The sequence below is a fragment of the Polycladomyces abyssicola genome (assembly GCF_018326425.1).
Lineage (GTDB): Bacteria > Bacillota > Bacilli > Thermoactinomycetales > JIR-001 > Polycladomyces > Polycladomyces abyssicola.
On the sequence record NZ_AP024601.1, the window covers coordinates 245,429 to 267,579 of the forward strand.

18 protein-coding genes and 1 riboswitch are annotated in these 22,151 nt (G+C 53.2%); of the genes, 11 read left to right on the forward strand and 7 right to left on the reverse strand.

Translation table 11 applies throughout. From position 1 onward, the window contains the following. Window positions 1–14: 14 nt before the first annotated feature. From KI215_RS01290 to KI215_RS01330, 9 genes are all read left to right on the forward strand, one after another. Window positions 15–1,166 carry a thiolase family protein gene (locus KI215_RS01290; protein WP_212773831.1) on the forward strand — a complete coding sequence of 384 codons (1,152 nt, stop codon included), beginning with the start codon at window positions 15–17 and terminating at the stop codon, window positions 1,164–1,166. 72 nt (window positions 1,167–1,238) lie between these two features. After that, entirely contained in the window at window positions 1,239–2,006 is a 768-nt protein-coding gene (locus tag KI215_RS01295; RefSeq protein ID WP_212773832.1) for a 3-hydroxyacyl-CoA dehydrogenase, read from the forward strand. 309 nt (window positions 2,007–2,315) lie between these two features. After that, window positions 2,316–3,218, forward strand: a complete 903-nt coding sequence (locus KI215_RS01300) for a DMT family transporter (protein WP_338048316.1) — start codon at window positions 2,316–2,318, stop codon at window positions 3,216–3,218. Window positions 3,219–3,384: 166 nt separating this feature from the next. After that, window positions 3,385–4,905 (forward strand): class I adenylate-forming enzyme family protein, encoded by a 1,521-nt coding sequence (locus KI215_RS01305; RefSeq protein WP_212773833.1) that lies wholly within the window; start codon window positions 3,385–3,387, stop codon window positions 4,903–4,905. A gap of 306 nt (window positions 4,906–5,211) precedes the next feature. Further along, the gene (locus KI215_RS01310) at window positions 5,212–6,120 is read left to right on the forward strand and encodes an ABC transporter ATP-binding protein (RefSeq protein WP_212775004.1); all 909 of its coding nucleotides are present in this window, start codon (window positions 5,212–5,214) and stop codon (window positions 6,118–6,120) included. Between the two features lie 3 nt (window positions 6,121–6,123). Beyond that, the gene (locus tag KI215_RS01315) at window positions 6,124–7,230 is read left to right on the forward strand and encodes an ABC transporter permease (protein WP_212773834.1); all 1,107 of its coding nucleotides are present in this window, start codon (window positions 6,124–6,126) and stop codon (window positions 7,228–7,230) included. Window positions 7,231–7,241: 11 nt separating this feature from the next. After that, the gene (acpS, locus tag KI215_RS01320) at window positions 7,242–7,628 is read left to right on the forward strand and encodes a holo-ACP synthase (protein ID WP_212773835.1); all 387 of its coding nucleotides are present in this window, start codon (window positions 7,242–7,244) and stop codon (window positions 7,626–7,628) included. Between the two features lie 85 nt (window positions 7,629–7,713). After that, window positions 7,714–9,270: an NAD(P)H-hydrate dehydratase gene (locus KI215_RS01325; RefSeq protein WP_212773836.1), complete on the forward strand. Its 1,557-nt coding sequence runs from the start codon at window positions 7,714–7,716 to the stop codon at window positions 9,268–9,270. 40 nt (window positions 9,271–9,310) lie between these two features. Beyond that, window positions 9,311–10,342: an outer membrane lipoprotein-sorting protein gene (locus tag KI215_RS01330; protein ID WP_212773837.1), complete on the forward strand. Its 1,032-nt coding sequence runs from the start codon at window positions 9,311–9,313 to the stop codon at window positions 10,340–10,342. A 366-nt stretch (window positions 10,343–10,708) separates the two neighbouring features. Here KI215_RS01330 and KI215_RS01335 read toward each other — a convergent pair whose 3' ends face one another. Both KI215_RS01335 and KI215_RS01340 read right to left on the reverse strand, forming a co-directional pair. Beyond that, complete coding sequence (locus KI215_RS01335) at window positions 10,709–11,269, reverse strand: MBL fold metallo-hydrolase (RefSeq protein WP_212773838.1); 561 nt, start codon at window positions 11,267–11,269, stop codon at window positions 10,709–10,711. 438 nt (window positions 11,270–11,707) lie between these two features. Continuing rightward, a complete protein-coding gene (locus KI215_RS01340) occupies window positions 11,708–11,974 on the reverse strand; it encodes a hypothetical protein (protein WP_212773839.1) in 267 nt (88 codons plus the stop codon). Between the two features lie 341 nt (window positions 11,975–12,315). Here KI215_RS01340 and KI215_RS01345 point away from each other — a divergent pair, with 341 nt between their 5' ends. Beyond that, a complete protein-coding gene (locus KI215_RS01345) occupies window positions 12,316–14,961 on the forward strand; it encodes a penicillin acylase family protein (protein ID WP_212773840.1) in 2,646 nt (881 codons plus the stop codon). Between the two features lie 24 nt (window positions 14,962–14,985). Then, window positions 14,986–15,645: a YdbC family protein gene (locus KI215_RS01350; RefSeq protein WP_212773841.1), complete on the forward strand. Its 660-nt coding sequence runs from the start codon at window positions 14,986–14,988 to the stop codon at window positions 15,643–15,645. 102 nt (window positions 15,646–15,747) lie between these two features. Here the strand turns inward: KI215_RS01350 and KI215_RS01355 are convergent, their stop codons facing one another. From KI215_RS01355 to KI215_RS01375, 5 genes are all read right to left on the reverse strand, one after another. Beyond that, entirely contained in the window at window positions 15,748–16,314 is a 567-nt protein-coding gene (locus KI215_RS01355) for a shikimate kinase (protein WP_212773842.1), read from the reverse strand. Between the two features lie 265 nt (window positions 16,315–16,579). After that, window positions 16,580–17,989: an NADP-dependent phosphogluconate dehydrogenase gene (gndA, locus tag KI215_RS01360; protein WP_212773843.1), complete on the reverse strand. Its 1,410-nt coding sequence runs from the start codon at window positions 17,987–17,989 to the stop codon at window positions 16,580–16,582. A gap of 45 nt (window positions 17,990–18,034) precedes the next feature. Further along, window positions 18,035–19,513, reverse strand: a complete 1,479-nt coding sequence (locus KI215_RS01365; RefSeq protein ID WP_212773844.1) for an amino acid permease — start codon at window positions 19,511–19,513, stop codon at window positions 18,035–18,037. A gap of 73 nt (window positions 19,514–19,586) precedes the next feature. Further along, window positions 19,587–19,779, reverse strand: a riboswitch (Lysine riboswitch). Window positions 19,780–19,858: 79 nt separating this feature from the next. After that, window positions 19,859–20,476: a sterol desaturase family protein gene (locus tag KI215_RS01370; RefSeq protein WP_212775005.1), complete on the reverse strand. Its 618-nt coding sequence runs from the start codon at window positions 20,474–20,476 to the stop codon at window positions 19,859–19,861. A gap of 9 nt (window positions 20,477–20,485) precedes the next feature. Beyond that, a complete protein-coding gene (locus KI215_RS01375; RefSeq protein ID WP_212773845.1) occupies window positions 20,486–22,042 on the reverse strand; it encodes an aldehyde dehydrogenase family protein in 1,557 nt (518 codons plus the stop codon). Window positions 22,043–22,151 lie beyond the last annotated feature (109 nt).

Consider the following 22,151-nt stretch of genomic DNA (forward strand, 5'->3'; position numbering starts at 1 on the left):
AGGGAGGGAGAGCGTTGAGAGAAGCCTATTTGTTGGATGCCGTTAGAACCCCGTTCGGTAAACGGGACGGCGCTTTGAAAGAGATTCACCCCGTCGATTTGCTGGGCGGCCTTTTGCAAGGATTGCTTCGTCGCACCCGGATCGAGCCGGGCAAAGTGGACGATGTGATCATGGGATGCGTGGACCAAGTGGGTGAACAGGGGGCCAACATCGCCCGCAATGCTTGGTTGTCGGCCGGTCTCCCCGAGTCAGTTCCCGCCACGACGGTGGATCGGCAATGCGGTTCGTCATTGCAAGCGGTTCAATTTGCGGCGCAAGGCGTAATGGCGGGGCAGTACGATTTGGTGATCGCCGGCGGGGTGGAATCGATGTCCCGGATCCCTATCATGTCCACGCTGGGCCGGGGGATGGGCACCCCGATGACGGAAGGGATTCGCGAGCGGTATCGTCTGGAGGGGAATTGGTTCGATCAAGCGTATGGCGCGGATATGATTGCCAAACAGTGGAGTCTGACGCGTGAAGATCTCGACCGGTATGCTTATAACAGTCATCGACGGGCGTCAGCGGCTCGTGCCAGGGGATATTTTCAACAAGAAATCCTCCCCGTACAAACACACGTACGTGTTGAGGAAGATGAAGGGATCCGCGACAACCCGTCATTGGAAAAAATGGCGCAATTGCCCCCCGCATTCGACCACGTCGACCTGATTACGGCTGGCAACGCGAGTCAAATCTCCGACGGGGCGAGCGCCCTTCTGATCGGTTCGAAAGAAGCGGTGGAGGCATATGGTCTCCGTCCTTTGGCCCGGTTTGTCGCATTTGCTGTCGTCGGTGCCGATCCGGTGACGATGTTAACCGGGCCGATCCCGGCCACGAGAAAGGTGTTGCAGCGGGCGGGTCTTAGGGTGGAGGATATCGACCTGTTTGAGATCAACGAAGCATTTGCCCCCGTTGTGTTGGCTTGGCAAAAAGAGATAGGTGTTCCGTTGGAAAAGGTGAACGTCAACGGTGGTGCGATTGCGTTGGGACATCCATTGGGAGCGACAGGGGGACGGTTGGTCGGCTCGTTGGCATACGAACTCCGCCGGCGAAACGCCCGCTACGGGTTGATCGCCATCTGTGAAGGCGGCGGCATGGCCAACGCGACCATCATAGAGGCGATGTAGACGCGATGGAGCGGTAGACGGAAGGGAAGTGGTGTTATTCATCATATTCAGGGGAAAGGAGTGGCATAAGGTATGGATGTTCGAAAAGGTGTGGTTGCCGTTACCGGTGGTGCATCCGGACTGGGCGAAGCGACGGTACGCCATTTTGCACGATTGGGAGCAAAGGTAGCCATCTGGGATACCAACGAGGAAAAAGGTGCCGCTTTGGCGGAAGAATGGGTCGAGCAGGCGATATTCGTGAAAACAGACGTTACCGATGAAACGAGCGTGCAACATGCGGTGAACGCGGTTGCGGACCGCTTCGGCACGGTGCATGTGGTGGTCAACTGTGCAGGAATTGGTATTGCCAAAAAAGTGCTCGGAAAAGATGGTCCGCATGATCTGGGCTCGTTTGCAAGAGTGATCCAAGTCAATCTGATCGGCACTTTTAATGTGATTCGACTGGCCGCGGAGCAAATGATCCAAAACGAACCAAACGCCGAGGGGGAACGGGGAGTGATCATCAATACGGCTTCGGTGGCCGCTTTCGAAGGGCAGATCGGTCAAGCTGCATACAGCGCCTCCAAAGGCGGGATCGTGGGCATGACGTTGCCGATCGCACGTGAACTGGCTGCTCACGGCATTCGCGTCATGACGATCGCGCCCGGTTTATTTGACACACCGCTGTTTGCTTCTCTGCCGGAAAAAGCGCGGGAGGCACTCGGTGCGATGACCCCGTTTCCTTCCAGGCTGGGCAGGCCGGAAGAGTTCGCTCTGCTGGCGCAAAGCATCGTCGAAAACCCCATGCTGAACGGAAGCACCATCCGCTTGGACGGTGCGTTACGCATGCAGCCGAGATAAAACTTCCGGGAAAGTTGTACTCATTTATACAGCAGTTTCTGATAAATGAGGGTGTGTTTGGTAAGTCCGCGAGGGGCAATGTTTTCTCAGGCGAGCGACTTACCAAGTCCCGGCTAGCGAAGCTACGGAAAGCTCATAAATGAAATGATCAGACACGCCAAAGTGACGATCCGTTCCGGTGATTGGACGGATCGCTCTTTTTTGGATGGGAGATTTCTATAATGGGAATATAACAGAAAAGCGCGTTTGATCACGATCTGTCATAATGGAGAGAGTAGATTGCAAGAAAAAAGGAGTGGAATGAAACGTATGAATCATATGTTCCGGTTGTACGGTGCGCTGGTTTTGCTGAGTCTCATCTGGGGATTGTCCTTTGTATTCATCAAATATCTGTTGGAACCGGCGGGCATATGGGGAGTGGTTTTTCTACGTTGTCTTGCGGGCGTTGCCGTATTGATTCCGCTGTTGTTGTATCGCGGAGTACCGCCGTTGCGGTCCATTCCGTGGGGGCCACTCGTCTTAGTCGGAGTGTTGAATGCCGGCCTGCCTTGGGGATTGATCTCTTGGAGCGAAACGCAGATCCACAGCAATACGGCATCGATCCTCAATGCCACCACGCCGATTTGGACGAGTTTGATCGGTGTGGTGGCATATTCGGTGGTTTTGACGAAACGGCAGTGGATTGGGATTGCCACGGGGTTTGTCGGAATTTTGATTTTGATGGATTTCCGCGTAGCGGATTTATTCCGCGAACATTTTGTCGGAATCGGCACGATGTTGGTGGCCGCCATGTGTTATGGTTTCGCTTCACAATATACTAAGCGCTTTTTGTCGGACGTGGATGTGCTGTTGACCGCCACGGTGACGTTGGTAACGGGTGTCGGGGTGGGGCTCATCGGTATGGCATTCACCCGGGGGGTTTCACTGGATGCTCTGTGGAATCTCAAGTCTGCCTTTGCGTTGATAGGATTGGGGGTATTTGGATCCGGTATTGCCTATCTGCTGTTTTTTTACATGATCACAGCAGGTGGTGCCCAATTTGCCGTCAATGTTACATACTTGGTGCCACTGACAGCGATCATTTGGGGAGCAGTTTTGCTGCATGAGCCCTTGTCCCCCCATATGGTCATCGGGTTGCTTGTCATCTTTGCCGGAATTTATCTCTCAACGGCCCAAACCAAACAGAAACAAACCCAGGTGTTGAGGAAATAGAAAAGGGGGATTGGTATATCGAATAGATGCAGGTTTTGTCAGTCATTCTCGGAAAAGGGAAACTATGAAAATTTTTAGTTGTTGATTAAACAGTTCACAATTGCGTGCAAGTATACTAATATAATGATGTAAAATGATCAATCCACTGATTGACAAGGAGGTTCCTATGTCTGTCAGCGTCATTGGAGAGCTGCTTCGCCACCGGACGCGGTTGTCACCGGATGTGGAGGCTTTGGTGTCGCCGACGAAACGGTTGACGTACCGGGAATACAATGGGATCGTGAACAAGTTGGCTCATTACCTGCTCCAATTGCAGGTTCAAAAAGGAGATCGGATTGCACTTATTTGCAAAAACAGTCATCATTTTCCGATCATCTATATGGCTGCGGCTAAAATCGGTGCCGTGACGGTACCGATCAACTGGCGGCTCAAAACGGATGGCATTCGTTACATATTGGAAGACTGTACTCCCAAAATCCTGTTTTACGACGGAGAATTTGATGAGGTCACTCCTTTGTTGGGCAGGCTTCCTTTCATTCAGCAGGAAATTCGCATGGACATAGAAGAAGACACTTTGGAAGAGTTGGTTGAAGGATATCCAGATGAAGAGCCGCAGGTGGATGTGATCGGAGAAGATCCTGCCGTGATCATCTATACTTCCGGAACTACCGGCCGGTCCAAAGGGGTCGTATGTACCCACACCAATTTATACTCAGCCAGCGTCGCCAACACGACCACATTGGATTGGCGGTATCGGGATCGGTTTTTGGTGGTTTCCCCGTTGTTCCACATCAGCGGCATGGTGATTCCCATCTGCGCCCTGGTTCGTGGCCTTACGGTGGTCGTGAACGACCAATTCCACCCCATCCAGATTTGGGATCTCCTCCATGCTGAGAGGATCAACATCATGTTTTCCGTACCTTCGATGCTGAACTACATTTATGAGTCGTTGAAGCATCAGGATGTGGATGCGCCTTCTCTTCGCATGATTATCTGCGGCGGGGCCAAGGTACCGGCGGAGTTGATCCGGGGGATGTACGACTTCGGGTACCATGTGATACAGGTGTACGGTGCAACGGAGTATGCGGGAGCCGCCACCTTTTGGCTGCCGGAATATGGTCTGGAGACATGCGAATCGGCGGGAAAAGCTGTATATCTGACGGAGATGAAAATCGTCGATCCCACCACGGGCGAATCATTGCCTCCAGGTGAAATCGGAGAAGTGGTGTTAAGGGGGCCATTGACGTTCGCAGGATACTGGAATATGGAGGAAGCCACCCAGGAAGTGATTCGAAATGGTTGGTACCATACGCGGGATGCGGGCTGGATGGACGAGAACGGTTTATTGTACGTGGTCGACCGGCTGCGGGATATGATCATCACCAGCGGGGAAAATGTGTTCCCGGCACAAGTGGAATCGGTCATCAATCAATTGGAGGAAGTGGCCGAGTCCGCCGTGGTCGGTGTCGCACATCCGATATGGGGCGAGCTTGCCCGGGCTTATGTCGTGCGGAAGCAAGGAAGCACGGTCACCGAAGAGGAGATCATCACCCATGTCCGCCGGTATTTGCCCGATCACTTCCTGCATGAAGTCGTCTTTGTGGAGGAACTTCCGAAAAACAGCATGGGTAAAGTGATGAAATACGTGCTTCGTCAACATGCCAATCAACAAAAGCAGATGCAGTGAATAAAAAGGGTCCCGCCAATCTCATGAAATGGCTTCTGTATTTTGCAGAAGCCATTTTGTTTTGCCAGGAATCGTTCATTTGTTGCTTCTTTGCAGGGCAACTGGCAGAGCGAGCCGAAAAACAAGCGCAAAACGCAAGAATATACGGGTTGATCGATTTTTGATAAGTTCTGGAAAATCCATGCATGAGCATGATGTGATGGCCGGAAAGAAGGGTCGAATCTATCGTGATTAGTAGTATACTGGAAGGTACAAGAATGGTTGAATCAGTCATCCCAATACGAGAAAGGCGGCGCGGATCAGTCAATGGTGGAAGTGAGTGGATTGGTCAAACGGTATAACGGTGTGGCCGTGGTGGACGGTGTAACGTTCAACGTGAAGCGGGGGGAAGTCTTTGGCCTGTTGGGGCCAAACGGTGCGGGAAAAACCACGACCATGGAGATGATCGAAGGATTGCGCGTACCGGACGAAGGGGAGATCCGGATCGACGGAATGGATGTGGTCCGAGAGCGGGATCGGGTGAAACATGTAATCGGTTTGCAGTTGCAGTCAACCGCGTTGTTCGAGCACATGACTGTACGGGAGATGATCGTGCTCTACAGCAGTTTCTACCCCCATGCACGTCCGGTGGACGAGCTGCTGACGGCTTTTGACCTGCAAGAGAAACGGAATACCTGGGTCAAACATCTATCAGGTGGACAAAAGCAGCGTTTGGCCATTGCACTGGCCGTGGTACATGATCCGCAGGTCTTGTTTTTGGATGAGCCGACGACCGGGTTGGACCCGGGAGCACGGCGCGCGCTGTGGGACATTATCCTGCGTTTGCGGGATGAGGGACGAACAGTGTTTTTGTCCACTCACTATATGGAGGAAGCGGAACAGTTGTGTGACCGTGTGGCGATCATGCATCAGGGGAAAATCATCGCATTGGATACCCCGGCGGGACTGATCCGTCAGTTGGATGTGGACAGTGTGGTGGAATTCACCTGGGAATCGGAATTGGACTCTTCCCCGCTCGCTGCTTTGAGTGGAGTGAAGGAGGTGCGCCGCTCCGAGGATCGCAATGTGATGCTGTTGACGGAGCGGCTGCCGGAGACGTTGCGCGATTTGATTTCATGGTCCGAAACAAGCGGAGTCCCATTATCCGGTTTGCGAACACGAACGGCAACGCTGGAAGATGTGTTTCTCCACTATACGGGAAAGAGGTTGACATGAGACGTGAAGGCATACTGGCGATTGACCCAGGCGCAGTTGTTGTTGTTTTTGCGAAACAAAAACGTCGTGATTTGGTCGCTGGTGGTTCCGATATTGATGATGGTGGTTTTGGGCACATTGATCAAAGGGGGAAACACATTCAGGCTGGATGTCGCGGTCGTCGATCAGGACCATTCCTCCGCTTCCCGTGAATTTGTGCAATCATTGAAGTCGGTTCGCGGTGTTTCGGTCGAAATGGAAAAGGATTTGAATCAGGGGATCGCTCAGGTAAAACAAGGTGACCGTCAGCTGGTGATACTGATCCGAAATGGGTTCGGCCGTCATCTCAACCAATGGGCGGAGAAAGTTCCGTCCAAGGAAATAGTCCTTTATCTGGACAAAAGCAATCTGACAGCCGCCCAGCTTGGGACGACCGTGGTGGGTCAAATGGTGGATCAGTTGAACAAACGGTTGATCGGGTTTCGACCTGTGATCACGACTGAAACGGTGAACATCCAAAGCCACACATTGGGTTATATCGACTTTTTGGTGCCTGGTTTGTTAGCGCTGATGATCATGAACAACAATATGAACGGCGTGGCCGCCACAATCGCATCTTGGCGAGAACGGGGCATCCTGCGTCGAATGCAGGCGACACCGTTGTCCAGCGCCACATTCATCGCCGGCCAGATCACGGCTCGAATCGTGCTAAACGGCCTGCAAGCGCTGATCGTGCTGTTGGTGGCCTATTGGGTGTTCGGGGTCCATGTTTACGGTTCGTGGTGGTTGTTGTTGATACTGATCCTGTTGGGGACGCTGACGTTCATGTCCATCGGCTTCATCATCGCATCCTTGGCCAAAACGCCGGAGACGGCCGGGCCGATGGCGGGATTACTTTCGTTTCCCATGATCTTTGTTGGCGGCGTCTTTTTCCCGTTACGAGATTTGCCCGACTGGTTGCGCCGTGTTGTTGACGCGATCCCGATCGGCCATTTGACGCATGCCCTGCGCTCGGTCATGAACGAAGGTGCCGGTCTGTCGGCGTTATGGACACCTGTAGTGGTGTTGACGGCATGGATGATCGGGTCGTTTGCCGTGGCTGCCTGGATGTTCCGTTGGGATGCAGAGTGAGGTGAATAAGGGTGATTATCGGAATCGGAACGGATATCGTACAATTGGATCGTTTGCGGCAAAAAGACAGGGAACGCTTGGCACAACGCGTACTGACGTCGGAAGAACGACAGTGGTGGCCGAAGGGGGATGTGCGCCAAATCGAATATTTGGCAGGGAGATTTGCGGCCAAAGAGGCGTTGGCGAAAGCGGCCAGAACTGGTATCGGACGAACTCTCGGCTTTCAGGATATTGAGATCTTGAGTACTGACAACGGTTGTCCCGAAGTGCGGCTTTCCGAGCATAGTCGACGGAAACTGGGATGGGCGGATGATGTGCGGATTCACCTCACTATTGCCCATGAACGGGATTACGCCGTCGCCACGGTGGTGGTAGAACGGGTGCCGAACGAATGGTGAGTGGCGGAACCTGGGCCCGTCAACCTTGTCAGCATATCCGGACGGGCCGGTTCATATAGATATAACGCGGTTGGGAGGGACCCATGTGTATTTGGTAACTGCACAGGAGATGCGCGATCTGGACCGGTACACCATCGAACACATCGGGATACCGGGTGTGGTGTTGATGGAACGCGCGGGACTTGCCGTCGCACAGGCGATCACGGAGCATTTCGCCCAACCGGGTCAGGCGGTGGTACTCTCAGGTCATGGCAACAACGGGGGGGACGGGTTTGTCGTCGCCCGGCATCTAGCTATGGCCGGATGGCGGACGGCAGTGTGGTTGGTCGGTTCCGAGGAAAGAATGACGGCGGACACCCGAACGTTTTACGAATCTTGCCGTCAGCTGGGTATGGATGTAAAAACGTTCGGGGCTGAGCAGGCGGACGAACTGCGGCGATGGTTGGAGACAGCCGACGTTGTCGTCGACGCTCTTCTGGGAACAGGGATACGGGGACCGGTTCGTCCGGTGATGGAGTCGGTGATCCGGCTGGTAAACGATCATACACGGGGGCGTGTGGTGGCCGTCGATGTGCCCAGCGGGGTGGAGACGGATACCGGACGGGTCGCGTCTGTGGCGATCAAAGCGGATCAGACGGTGACATTCGCCTATGCAAAATGGTGTCATTACTTGCGTCCGGGAGCCGAACACTGCGGAGAGGTGATCGTGGCAGATATCGGGATCCCGCCATCAGTTACTACGTACCGGAGACCTGCCGCACGTGTCAACCATCCCCAGTGGTGGCGGGAATATCTGAAACCCCGGTCAAGATGGGCGCACAAAGGGACGCACGGTCATCTGCTGGTCGTCGGCGGTTCCCGCGGGATGCTGGGAGCTGTCGCCATGGCCGGTACCGCCGCCCTGCGCGCCGGTGCCGGATTGGTCACGATTGCCGTACCCGAAGCACAACACGATCCCCTGGCGGCCAAAGTGACGGAAGCGCTCGTATGGTCATGGTCAGACGACGGTCATGGGCGTTTTGCACCCGGCAGTTCAGAGCGCATCGGCGAGCGTTTGAATCGCCTAACGGCGGTGGCCGTCGGTCCCGGTTTGGGACGTTTTACGGGAGAACGCGAGTGGCTGGCCGAACTGCTCCGGCAGACAAACCTGCCCATGGTGTTGGATGCGGATGCGCTCAACGTGTTGGCTGATCATCCCGATATTCTCACTGAACGTAAAGGGGAGCTCATCCTGACGCCACATCCGGGTGAAATGGCCCGCCTCACAGGTACCGACACAGTCCGTGTGGAGGAAGAGCGTTACCGTGTGGCCAAGGAATGGGCCGAACGATACGGTGTCACCGTCGTCCTCAAAGGAACGTATACGATCATTGCATTTCCCGACGGCACCCAAATGGTGAATCCCACCGGCAGTCCAGCCATGGCCAAAGCCGGGTCCGGCGATCTGTTGACCGGAATCATCGGCGCGTTGTTGGCCCAGAAAATCCCACCGACAGCCGCTGTTCCAATGGGTGTCTATGTTCACGGGCTGGCTGGGGAGTTGGCGGTCACATCCGCCGAACACAGCGTGATCGCTTCCGACATTCTATTGCAAGTGGGGCCTGCGTTTCATCGACTGTTGTCCGATCGCGTCCGTACCTAACCGACACATTTCCCGGGAAATGGACGAAGGGGCTGATGAAATGCGTCGGATTGCATGGGGGGTGGCCGCCCTTTTGTTGATCATGGTGGTTTTGACGGGATGCGGACAGAAAAACGCCGCCGATATCGTGAGCGATCTGTCGAAGCGATATGAAAAAATGGAAGGATACACGACAAAGGCCAAGATGACAATTCATACCGGCAAAACCCCCCAAATATACGAAGTGGAAGTATGGTACAAACAGCCGAACTTTTACCGAGTCTCCCTCAAAAACACCAAAAAAGACATCACCCAAATTCTGCTTCGCAATGACGACGGGGTGTACGTGTTGACACCCCACCTGAACAAGAGTTTCCGTTTCCAAAGCGACTGGCCGGAATCCAGCGGGCAAATCTATCTGTACCAATCATTGATCAACAGCATTATCGACGATCAGTCCCGTGGGTTTAAGGCGGGCTCCGACGGATATCAATTCGATGTTCGTGCCAAAACCAACAATCAGACGTTGAGTCGGCAACGGATTTGGTTAAACAAAGATCTGTATCCAACCAAGGCGGTATTGCTCAACGATCAGGATCAGGTGATGGTGGAAGTCACCTTTGACCGCTTCAATACTGACCCGTCTTTCGACAAAGATGCGTTTGACATGAACCGCAACATGAACGGACTGAACGAGCAGACATTGCCTTCGATGCGTCATGCGCAAACCGACAAAAACCATCATTCGGAAAAAGAAGTGGAAGCGATGGTTCCGGGTTACGTGCCGAAGGGGAGTCAGTTGGTCGATGAGCAAACCGTCGTCAGCATGGAAGGCGAGGTTGTCATCATGCGGTACCAAGGAAGACAACCGTTCACCCTAACACAGAAAAATCCTGATGCCGTACAGGCCAGTGCTCCGATGTACGGTCAACCGGTCGATTTGGGCTACACGGTCGGCATTTTGTTGGAAGGCAGTGAGAAGAAGCGGCTGTCTTGGACACACAATAACACGGAATTTGAGTTGTACGGCAATCTGCCTGTAGCGGAAATGGTCAAAATCGCTCAATCGGTGCAGGATCAGCCTAAAAAATGAAGCGAAACCCCGTTTCGTGTCGTCACGAGCGGGGTTTGTTTTTGTTTACAACGATTCTCACCCTAACTGGGTTCCTTCATTCTCTGGCCGAATGATCCTACCGAAAGAGATCCGCTTGTGCTGATAGGAAGGCCGGGTGCCAGGAGCAAAGATATGCCCGCACAGTTCAGAGCTGGGGAAGAAACTGCGGTAATCCGGGACGATCCTTACAGGGGTCTGCCACCAGTTTCTCCTGGACCATCGAGTTGTATTGGCGGGCAGTGTTCTCGATGGTGTTAGCGTTTAACACTACCTCCAACCCGGTTTTCTTTGCCTACCGACGCAGACCGGGGATACCGCTTTCCATTGGTGCGTAACACTCAGCGGCTACGCCATTTTCGCTGGAAACCCAGGTGCCGAGTCTGTGTTGACCACCAGCGAGTGGTTTCCCTGAGTGTGCCCTGGTGTCCACATCAAAGCAACCCCAGGCCCCAAAAGGACGTCTCCATCGATCATCAGCAACCGCTCTTCGGGGATGTCTGTGAATTTTTCCGGTTGGTACCAGATCCGCTGTAACGGATGGAGGCGGGGTAGAATATCCCATTCCTTTCGTTGAACGATCAGTTTGGCCTTGGGAAAGTAAGCCTGAACCGGCCGATCGGGGCTGATGTCCGCTCGGGGTTTTGTCGTCCCGATCCACCTCCGCACATCCTGGGTGTGTAGATGGTCATAAGTGATAAAATCAATATCCTCCGGCCGGATCTCGACGGCTTCCAGATGATTTTCCACCGTGCCGTAGCGGTATGACAACAGGGTGTGACTGAAAAACTCACCATATCTTCGAATCTGCTCGGCAAAATAGGGGGTACTGGATACCAATTCGTATTCGGTAGGTTCATTCAGCAGTGTCCAGACCTTTCCTTTTGACCGCCACTTTACAATAAACATACGATTGTTGAGACTCCACACGGCTGAAGTACCACAGGCACTCCCTATGGTCGCCGTGGGATTCTTGGGTAGTTCACGTCCTCAGTCCATTTCTGTTTTGGACAACTCCCAAGTTCAGGGCTGTCTCATCAGCCCATCCCATGCACAGCCGGGCTGTATGTACCCGCATGGGCGGGACACCTGTTACCAGTGTCCTAGTTCCTTTTTTCACTCTTATGGTTTTACCCAGCGGGAGAGACTGGTTCGCCGCTGGAACCCCATACCATAACGTTTTCAAGGAACGGAACCCACTACCAGTGGAATGAACACCGCTCATACGTTCGATTATACTATAGACAAGTTGTCTTGCCATCCCCACAAGGGGGATTCCAAGCAACGCCGCCTTTCATCCCACGATTAAAATACCCCAAGGGCACTTCCGATGGTCGCCGTGGGCTTTTAGGCGGCAGTTTCTGTAAACCACACATAACTCACGGGAGACAATGCAGCCCGCCACAGCGCATACTTTCGAGGATAAGGAAGTGTGATGAGATCAAAAGAGTGAAAGGCTGTTACGGTACCTGTCTGACGAAACCACTCCTTGAACCGGGGAGCCGCATCGCGGATCATCTCCAGCTGTCGCCCCGGATTTTCCTCAGCGTGGGCCTCCTCAAGGAAGTGAATTTTCTGAAATAGATGAGTCCAGACTTCTTCCTGCACCTTCACGGATACTCCCTCCCTGTTTTCAAATAACCGCCCCTGAAGGAGGGCTGTTTTGTCATGATCTCCGATCAGGGGAAAGTCTCCTATTATTCCCACATGAGGTGGATGTGCACCTTTTTTCTGTAAGCTGACCCACCTGCAGGTGACTGATTCCCTAGTCGAAGGGAAGAAACATGATTCTGATCCTGAGGGAGGAATCATAAGACCAATCTGGTAAATATATGGAGATGGAAAATCATTACCGTATACAGTTGAAAGTGATCTTTCAATCCGAGCCTAGATTTCAAAAAAATAAAAAATATTGGATGTCCGGATGGCAAATTCACTAGTGAGGAGGTCCTGTATTGAAACGGTATGTGATTGTCATACTCGTGCTGATCAACATGCAGTTTTTGTTGATGCCTTCTACGGGAGGCGCCCAAACGTCTAATGATCCCGGTGGTTTCCTCAATATCATGCCTCCGGGTCAAGACGGGACGGTAAACGCACTGGAAATGACCAAATTTCAACTGACCGGAGAGTATCCCAGGCACTTCAATGATCAGACTCAAATGTACGATTCCCTGGTGGATCGCATAAAGGGGATCAAGGATGAAGAACTTGTCAAATATTTCAAGAAAGCTACCTTCGGTGTCAATGGTAAAGTGGAACGTACCTATTCCCCGACGAAAGGCGTAACGGTTCAGCGGGATGAATTTGGCGTCCCCCACATTCAAGGGAAAACCAGGGAGGCCACGATGTTTGCCGTGGGCTATGTAACCGCGGAGGACCGATTGTTCCTGATGGATGTGCTCCGCCATCTGGGACGGGGGCGGCTGAGCGAATTTCTCGGGGCCAGTGAAGCAAACAAGGAGATGGACAGGGCCCAGGTGAAGGTAGCCCCGTACAAAGAGGAAGAATTGACCCGTCAGGCCAACGAGCTTTGTCTTCAGGGAGAGGAAGCAGCCCAGGTCTGCAAAGACATAGAAGCCTACATAGACGGGGTGAACGCTTTTATACGTCAAGCGCGAATGAATCCCAACTTGCTTCCCGCGGAGTATCCCGCCCTCCAGCAGATTCCGAAAGAGTGGAAGCTCGAAGACAGTGTGGCCATCGCCAGCTTGGTCGGCGGGATTTTCGGGAAGGGCGGCGGAAACGAAGTGGCCAGTAGCCGATTTCTGTCCCAGTTAATGCAAAAACACGGTTCCCACAAGGGACGGGCGATCTGGGAGGATTTCCGGAGCGCGGAGGACGTGGAAGCTCCCGTGACGACGGAAAAATCCTTTCCCTATAACCAGCCTTCTTCCGTCGATCCAAAATCCACGGCCATACTCGACTTGGAAACCGTCGGCAAAACATTGGAAGAGATGAAACCGCCGAAGATGGTGGCGGACGGCCCCTTCGGTTCGATCGACTTGAGGGCGCCCAAGGGGATGAGCAATGCGATACTGGTAAATGCAGAACACACCAAAGAGGGACGTCCCATTGCCGTATTCGGTCCTCAGACAGGCTACTTCAGCCCCCAGCTGCTGGTGGAGACAGATGTTCACGGACCGGGGATTGATGCCCGGGGAGTGGGTTTTGCTGGGGTCAACATGTATGTGCAACTGGGGCGGGGACGGGACTATGCCTGGTCGGCCACCTCCTCCGGAGCGGACAACGTGGATCAGTGGGTGGTTAAACTCTGCGAGCCGGATGGAGGCAAACCCACGATGAAATCCCAGGGTTACTGGTACAAAGGGGAATGTCGTCCCATGGACGTTTATACTCACCGGCAAATTGCTAAACCCACGGCCGCAGGAATACCCGAGCCGTCCAAAGACAGTCTTATCTTTGACATCAAGGTGGAACGGACTGTCTACGGCCCTGTCAATGCCCGGGGAACCGTCAGGGGAGAGCCGGTGGCTGTAACCACCCAGCGCTCCACTTACGGCAAAGAATTAAACAGCGCTCTGGGCTTCCGCCGAATCAACGATCCGGATTTTATGAGAGAGGGTTCCGCTTCTTTTTTAAAGGCGTTCGACAAAGTGGATTACACCTTCAATTGGTTTTACGTGGACAAAAAGGATATTGCATATAAGCACTCTTGCCTGTGTCCCGTGCGGGACCCCAGGACGGATCCCGATCTTCCTGCATGGGGGACCGGGGAATACGACTGGACGGGGAATTATCTGAAGCCGGAGGAGCAGCCCCATGACATCAACCCCAAACGGGGATACTTCGCCAATTGGAACAATAAACAGGCTCCCGGTTTCCGAGCCAATGACGCGAACTTCAGCTACGGTCCCGTTCACCGTTCCCTTCATTTGGACAAGCGGTTGGCGAAGATGATATCCTCCGGGAAGAAACTGACTAAGGCGGACATGGTTAACATCATGATGGACGCAGCGACGGTGGATTTGAAGGCGCAGGAGGTTTATCCGTGGGTGTTGAAAGTATTGGGAGAAAAAGCCCCCGGTAATGATCCCGTACTTCAGGAGATGAGGGACCGGTTGGCTGCATGGGTGGAGTCCGGGGGACACCGGCGTGATTCATCCCCCAAAGATGGCATTTATGATGATGCAGTGGCCGTGGCTATCGGGGATGCTTATTTCGAAACCCTGACCAGGGTGATGTTTGATAAAGCCCTGAGTGGAACGAACTTGCCCAATGTACTCGAGGATTCGCCGCGGGGCGGTTTGGGTTCGGCTTTTCTCGAGGGTTATTATTCCTATGTAAACAAGGATCTGCGTCGGCTTCTGGGTGAAAAGGTGAAGGACCCCTGGCACACGGTTTACTGTGGTGACGGAAATCTCTCCTCTTGCAGGTTGGATTTGTGGAAGGCGATGAGAATAACGGCAGACCGTCTTCGTAAGGAATACAATTCCGATGACGTGGAGAATTGGGTGTATGATGACGCTCAAGATGCCATCAAGCAAAAGCCCATGGGTCTACTTGCCGCACCGGACATGCGATGGGTAAACCGGCCCACCTTCCAGCAGGTGGTTCAGGTGGGTGTGAAAAATCCGTAGGAATAAAAGAGAAGGAGTGTTCGCATGCTGATCAAATGGATTGTGTGCGATGTGCCGGAGGAAAAACGGGAAGCCTTTTCTCGGGAGCAACAGCGATGGTCGGCACTGCGGGACGTACAGGGGTTTGTGGCCCAATTCGGCGGGTGGAATGCGGCTGATCACACTGAGGCGTGCATTGTCGGATTGTGGAAGGATCGGGAAAGCTATACGGCGTTTATGGATCAGATCCATGATGAGATCTATGTATCCGGTGGTCAACAGGAGACGTTTGACCGGATTGCTGTTACCGTCATGGAAATGATGTTGCCGGTCGGCCATCTGGAGAGGTTGCAGTCAGGCGGATGGATGGAAGCGGAGCTGATCCGCGTTGCGGACTGTCGGGTACTGCCCGGGAGGGAAGATCATTTTCTCCAAATGCAGCAGGAGGTATGGAACCCTGCCATGGAGCAAACCGACGGGATGTTGGGCGGTGTGTTCGCGGGGAACGTGTCGGCACGGCGCTTTCTCACCATCACTTGGTGGAAAAGTGCGATGTTACATCGGACATATGTGAAAAACCATGTTGCGAACCTGCGGGAGCAAGCGCAGTTGGATCTGGATATCGAACAGCTTGTCGGGTATGAAGTGTGGTGTGAGCCGAGTTGGCGGGTGACGGCGACTGTACAATCTGCCAAAGGAAGATGAGCAAGGGAATGGACATGCCTGAAAGTTTGATCCGCCGGAAAAAGGGAACCGACTTCCGTGGTTGGGAAGACGGTTCCCTTTTTATTATCATTCTACTGATCCTTACTCACCTTGAGGTTGATAAATGTCCCAGGCGAATTTGACAGACTCTACTATTTTGTTGGCGATCGTTTCTGCATCCAAATTGTTGATGGTAATTTTGGAATTATGCAGGGAATAAGCTTTTCTTCTCTTAAAAAACAGGTCTTCAATCTCATGTAACGTTTTGTTTTGCAGAACGGGACGGCTGTCGATGATCAAAGGGAGTCGTTCTTTCCAAGATTCCCACGATAGATCAAGGAAGTAGACGATGCATTTAGACAAACAAACCTTTCTCACTTCCTCTTGTAAATAAGCACCTCCACCCAAGGAGATGATCTTCAATTTCTTGTGATTGCAAATATTTACGATTAGCTCCCTTTCTACTCGACGAAATTCTGTCTCACCGATTTTCCTAAAGATGTCTGTTACCGACATATTATAAATTTTTTCTATTTCTTCATCGATATCAATAAAGTCACGATAAAGTTTTTTAGCCACAAGCTGGCCGACCGTTGTTTTACCGACGCCCATAAATCCTATCAATACAATATTTTTCTCACGAATGGGGATTTCCGACACATCTGACATATGAAGCTCACTCTCTTCATAAAAAACATTTTTGTGTTTAGCATAGCAGGTTGAAATACCTGGATCAATGGTGAAGGAAAAGAGGAGATATGGTTGCAAATAAAAAAACCGGGAGTTGAAAAACTCCCGAAAAATTCCAGAAAAACTTTGAATTGAATCCCAGGGATCGTTAGTATCCAGAATAGGGTAAAACGGCCTTTTCCCGCGCCCCGTGCATCGAAGCAGATCGGGTGGGAAAAGGCCGCATGTTTATAGAAACGAGCGTTTAATCCTCCAGCCAGTTGGTGTGGAAAACACCCTCTTTGTCGATCCGTTGGTACGTGTGTGCTCCGAAGTAATCCCGTTGGGCTTGCAGGAGGTTAGCCGGCAGGCGCTCCATACGGTAGCTGTCGAAATAGGCCAGTGCGGCGGAAAATGCCGGTGTCGGGATGCCCGACTGAACCGCAAGGGTGACGACTTGACGCCACGCATCCTGGTAGCGCTCCACGACATCCCGGAAATACGGGTCGAGGAGCAGGTTGGCCAAGTCAGGGTCGCGCTCGTACGCTTCCATGATGTTTTGCAGGAAGCGGGCGCGGATGATGCAGCCACCGCGGAAGATTTTGGCGATCGCACCGTAGTCCAGGTTCCACCCGTAGGCTTCGGAAGCCGCGCGCATTTGGGCGAAACCTTGGGCATAAGAGCAGATTTTGCTGGCATAGAGTGCTTGGCGAATCCGCTCGATCCATTCTTCCTTGTTGTCGACCGCAACCGGTTTCGGCCCGCGCAGCAGTTGGGCGGCCCGTGTCCGTTCCGCTTTCATCGCCGAGAGGAAGCGGGAGAAGACTGACTGGGTGATGATGGACAGCGGAACGCCCAGATCCAGCGCGCTTTGGCTGGTCCATTTGCCGGTTCCCTTCTGGCCGGCTGTATCCAGGATCACATCAACCAATGATTGGCTGGTTTCAGGGTCCACTTTGGTGAAAATATCCGCAGTGATTTCGATCAGGTAGCTGTCCAGCTCGCCCTTGTTCCACTCGGCAAATACACGGTGCAACTCCTCATTGCTCAGGCCCAGCACGTCCTTCATCAGGTGGTAGGCTTCGGCGATCAGTTGCATGTCGCCGTATTCAATGCCGTTGTGCACCATTTTTACATAGTGACCGGCACCGTCCGGACCGATGTAGGTGGTACAGGGCTCCCCGTTTACCTTGGCCGCGATGGCGGTCAGGATCGGTTCCACTTGGGCAAAGGCCTCACGGTCACCGCCAGGCATGATGGCGGGGCCTTTCAGCGCTCCCTCTTCCCCACCGGAAATACCTGCGCCGATAAAATGAAGGCCGCGGGCCGCCAACTCCCGACTGCGACGGATCGTGTCGTGGAAATAGGCGTTGCCACCGTCAATGACGATGTCCCCTGTTTCCAACAGCGGAACCAATTGTTCCAAAGTGCGGTCGGTGGGCTCGCCGGCTTTTACCATCAGGATGATTTTTCGCGGACGCTCCAGCATGCCGACGAATTCTTCCAAGCTGAATGCTCCGCTCAGACGCTTGCCGGTGGCCTCCTTCAGGAGTTGTTCCGTTTTCTCCGGAGACCGGTTGTAGACGGCAACGGAGAATCCCTTGCTTTCTATGTTCAATGCGAGGTTTTTGCCCATAACGGCTAATCCGATCACACCGATTTGCGCTTGGGACACGTTGCGATCATCCTTTCGTGACGAACTCTCAACATTCCCATCTTCTCAAACTGCGTCGCCTTCGTCAAATCGGCATTCGGACAGTGGTACGATGCGCGTTTTCTTCACCCATTTATAGCCCAACCACAAGAGAAGGAACAGCGGTAACCCAATATAGGATACCAGGATGCCGTACCAGTCGATATGGTCACCGGTAAACGCCCCGTAGTTTTGTCCCGCGATGACAATGATGCACAGGACGAAGGCGAATATGGGACCAAACGGATACCACTTAGCGACGTAAGGCAAATCGCGCAAGTCCCGTCCCTGGGCGAGGTACGCCTTACGGAACCGGTAATGGCTGATCGCGATGCCCAACCAGGCGATAAACCCGGACAATCCGGAGGCATTGAGCAACCAAACGTACACGGTTCCGTCACCGAACACGGAGGCCAGGAAAGCTGTAGCCCCGACCAAAGACGTTACAATCAAGGCGTTGACCGGTATGCCTTTGGCGTTGACCTTGGCTAAAAAGCGGGGAGCTTGTCCCTCTTTGGCCATATACCACAATATCCGAGTGGCAGCGTACATCCCCGAGTTGCCGGCAGAGAGCACGGCGGTGAGAATGACCGCGTTCATGACGGAAGCGGCAAAGGCGAGCCCCGCTTTTTCAAAAACGATAGTGAACGGACTAACGCCGATATTTTCCACACTACTGTCCACCAGTCGGGGATCAGTGTACGGGATCAGCAGACTGATGACGAAAATGGCCAGCACATAAAACAGCAGAATACGCCAAAAGACCTGCCGCACCGCTTTGGGGATATTGACCCGCGGGTTTTCACTTTCTCCGGCGGCTACTCCGATCACTTCTGTCCCTTGGAATGAGAATCCGGCAACCATGAACACACTGAGTGCGGCCAGCCAACCACCGTGAAATGGTGCGTCTCCAATTTGCCAGTTTTGGAAACCGATCTTCTGTCCGCCGATGATACCGAAGATCATCAACAACCCTGCGGCGATGAACACGATGACGGTGATCACCTTAATAAGTGAAAACCAGTATTCCGATTCACCGTAGCCCTTGACGGAAAGGAGATTCAGACCAATCATCAGCGCCAGGAACAACGCACTCCACAAAAAAGATGAGCTGTGGGGGAACCAGAATTTCATCACCAGCGTCGCCGCGGACAGCTCGGCCGCAATGGTGATCGCCCAGTTATACCAATAATTCCATCCCATGGCGAAACCCAGCGCCGGATCGACGAAGCGGGACGAATAAGTGCTGAATGATCCGGAAACGGGCAGAAATGCCGCCATTTCGCCCAAGCTGGTCATCAAAAAGTACACCATGAACCCAACCGCCAGATAGGCCAACAACGCTCCGCCGGGACCGGCCGTGTGGATGGAGTTGCCACTGGCCACGAACAAACCGGTACCGATCGAACCGCCGATGGCGATCATGGTCAATTGTCGGGAACGCAACCGCCGCTGCAGGCGGTTGGAATTTTCCGCTTGCAAAGATGGATTTGACGTGACTTTCATGTGTTCACACTCCTTTTCATAATAAAAAATGCCGTCGAAAGGCTCGACGGCATTGAACATCCGTATCACCTTCCGCCAAGATAGCGCTCCACGTCCGCTTTCAACCGACCAGACGTGACAGTCCTGTTCCTGTTCGGTAACAGGCCCAGCCCGCGTGCCCAGAGCATGCGACGCGGACTTCGGCGGCTTTTCCTTTCAACCGGCTTCCTCGCTGTCTCTGAAGCTCGACCGGCCTACTCATAAAAGCCGCAACCTCTATCTCACCGCGGCGAGATGGAGAAGGCTTATTCCATTGTCACTCGTCCATGAGTATAACGAAATGATCGCGTCAGAACAATGGGATTTTCATCCATTGGACTTTTCCAAATCGCGGACGGAGTCGCTTCGATCAGCTTCCCGTTCATTTTTGAACGTCCCCATCACCATGTCGAACACCGGGTTGGTTACCCCGTACCAATATTGTTCGTTCTTGAAATGGTGCCACAGGTGCATCTTTTTCATCCAACGGCCCCAGGGCGTGATCGGCTGGATGGGACGGTGTGCCACATAGTGACACCATTCGTAATATAAGAGGAAACCCAACACACCGGTGGTAAACGCGACCGTGAAGACAGTATCCTCCGAGACTGCGTACAGGATGCCGGAGACTGTAGCCACAAGAGGAAAACTGTACCATATCGGCAAAAACAACAGGTGAAGGTCATCCGGGTCTTTGTGATGGTGATAGTGCAACCGCTGCAACAACCGCAACAGCCAAGGATTCTTTGGTGGCGGGAGATGAAAGAAGAAGCGATGAATCAAGTACTCGCTGAGCGCATATAACACCATGCCGAGCACCAGCGCTCCCCAAACAGCTCCTTGATCGAGATGAGGCAGGGTGAATGCGGTGCCGGCGGCGAAAACGATACCGGTGATCCAGATGTCGCGATGGCCGAAAAACTCCCGCAGAAACCGAGTTTGCACCATCCCGTATCATCCCCTTTTTGATCCGGATTCACGCAAAGACGTTGCCAGTAACGTCAGGTAGGATCGGATAAACCGGAAAAACGATCGTTTCCGCCCATAAAGGTTGGCCACCAATGTGCGGAAGGGGGTGAGCTTGTTTTGGTACGGAAACCAGTGAACCTCCGAGGGCAACCAACCGCGGTCGATCAGCAGGGATTTTTCATGACAAAAAATTCGGTATCCCTCGTCGCCATGATAACGTCCAATCCCGCTTTCCTTCACCCCACCGAACGGGAGGTACGGATTGGCGATGGCAAGAACAACGTCATTGATGAGGACACTGCCTGTTTCCAATGATTGTGCCACCCGGCGGGCTTTTGCGATGTCACTCGTCCACACGCTGGCACTTAATCCATAGACGGAATCGTTGGCCGCACGGATTGCTTCCGCCTCGTCCCGAAACGGCAACACACAGATGACCGGGCCAAATGTTTCTTCGCGCATGACAGCGGATCGGGTATCCACACCCGTCAGGATGATGGGTTGAATGCGGAGGTCGCCGGATTTCGGCCAGTCCCGGGGGTGGATGCCGCTGACCAGTTTGGCTCCGTTTGCGACCGCATCCTCCACTTGACGGCGGACGATCTCCTTTTGCATTTCTGTTGTCATGGTACCGAGATCGGTTTCGTCTCCGCCGTTCGACCGCAGTCGTGCTACTTCCCGTTTCAGTGTTTCCACAAAGGTGTCGTAAATGGGCTCTTCCACATAAATCCGTTCCACCGACATGCACACCTGACCGTAGTTGGTGAGCGCTCCCCACACTGCACCTTGGACTGCCCTGTTCAGCTTGGCGTCGGCAAAGACAATCATCGGGTCCTTCCCGCCCAATTCCAGTGTGGTGGGGATCAATCGTTTGGCAGCCTCTTGCTGAATGATTTTTCCCGTCTGTACTGAGCCGGTGAAAAAGATATAATCCGGGTGTTCCTCGATCAATCGGGCGCCCAAGTCCTTTTCACCGATCGCCACTTGGACCACGCCTTCGGGAAAGCCGGCCTCGCGAAACAGGGATGCGATCCATGCACCTACCCGAGGAGTAACTTCCGATGGTTTGAGAATGACAGCGTTGCCTGCGGCCAGCGCTTCGATCACGGGAACCACCGACAACTGAAACGGGTAGTTCCACGGTGAGATCACCAACACCACCCCGCGGGGTTGGTAGGTGACGACGGACCGTTTACCGATCAGGGAGATCGGCGTACGCACCCTTCTTGGTTTCAGGGCATGTTTGGCCCGTTTTTCCGCATGACGGATGGCATCCAGCACCGTCAGGATGTCGCTGGTGAGTGCTTCCACTTTTGGTTTGCCCGTGTCTTGTGAGATGATCTCCATACCTTCGTCCATCCTGTCGACAATGAGGTGACGCAGGGCGCGCAATAAAGAGAGCCGTTCATCAATACTTTTTCGTCGCCAAGTATCAAAGGCTTCTCGGGCTCGACGCATCAGATCTGCGCTCGCATCTGGCGGTGTCAGCTCGATTTCCTCCCAATCCCGCACTGGAACGTGATGTAGTGTTGTCGATTCCATTACTTTCCCTCCTCATTTTTTCTGATTTGTCTATGTTATTCTATTTATTCTGAAATAAAGTGTCAATGTCTTCTCCTGGGAATCAGGTTCATTTGACCTGTTACCTTGT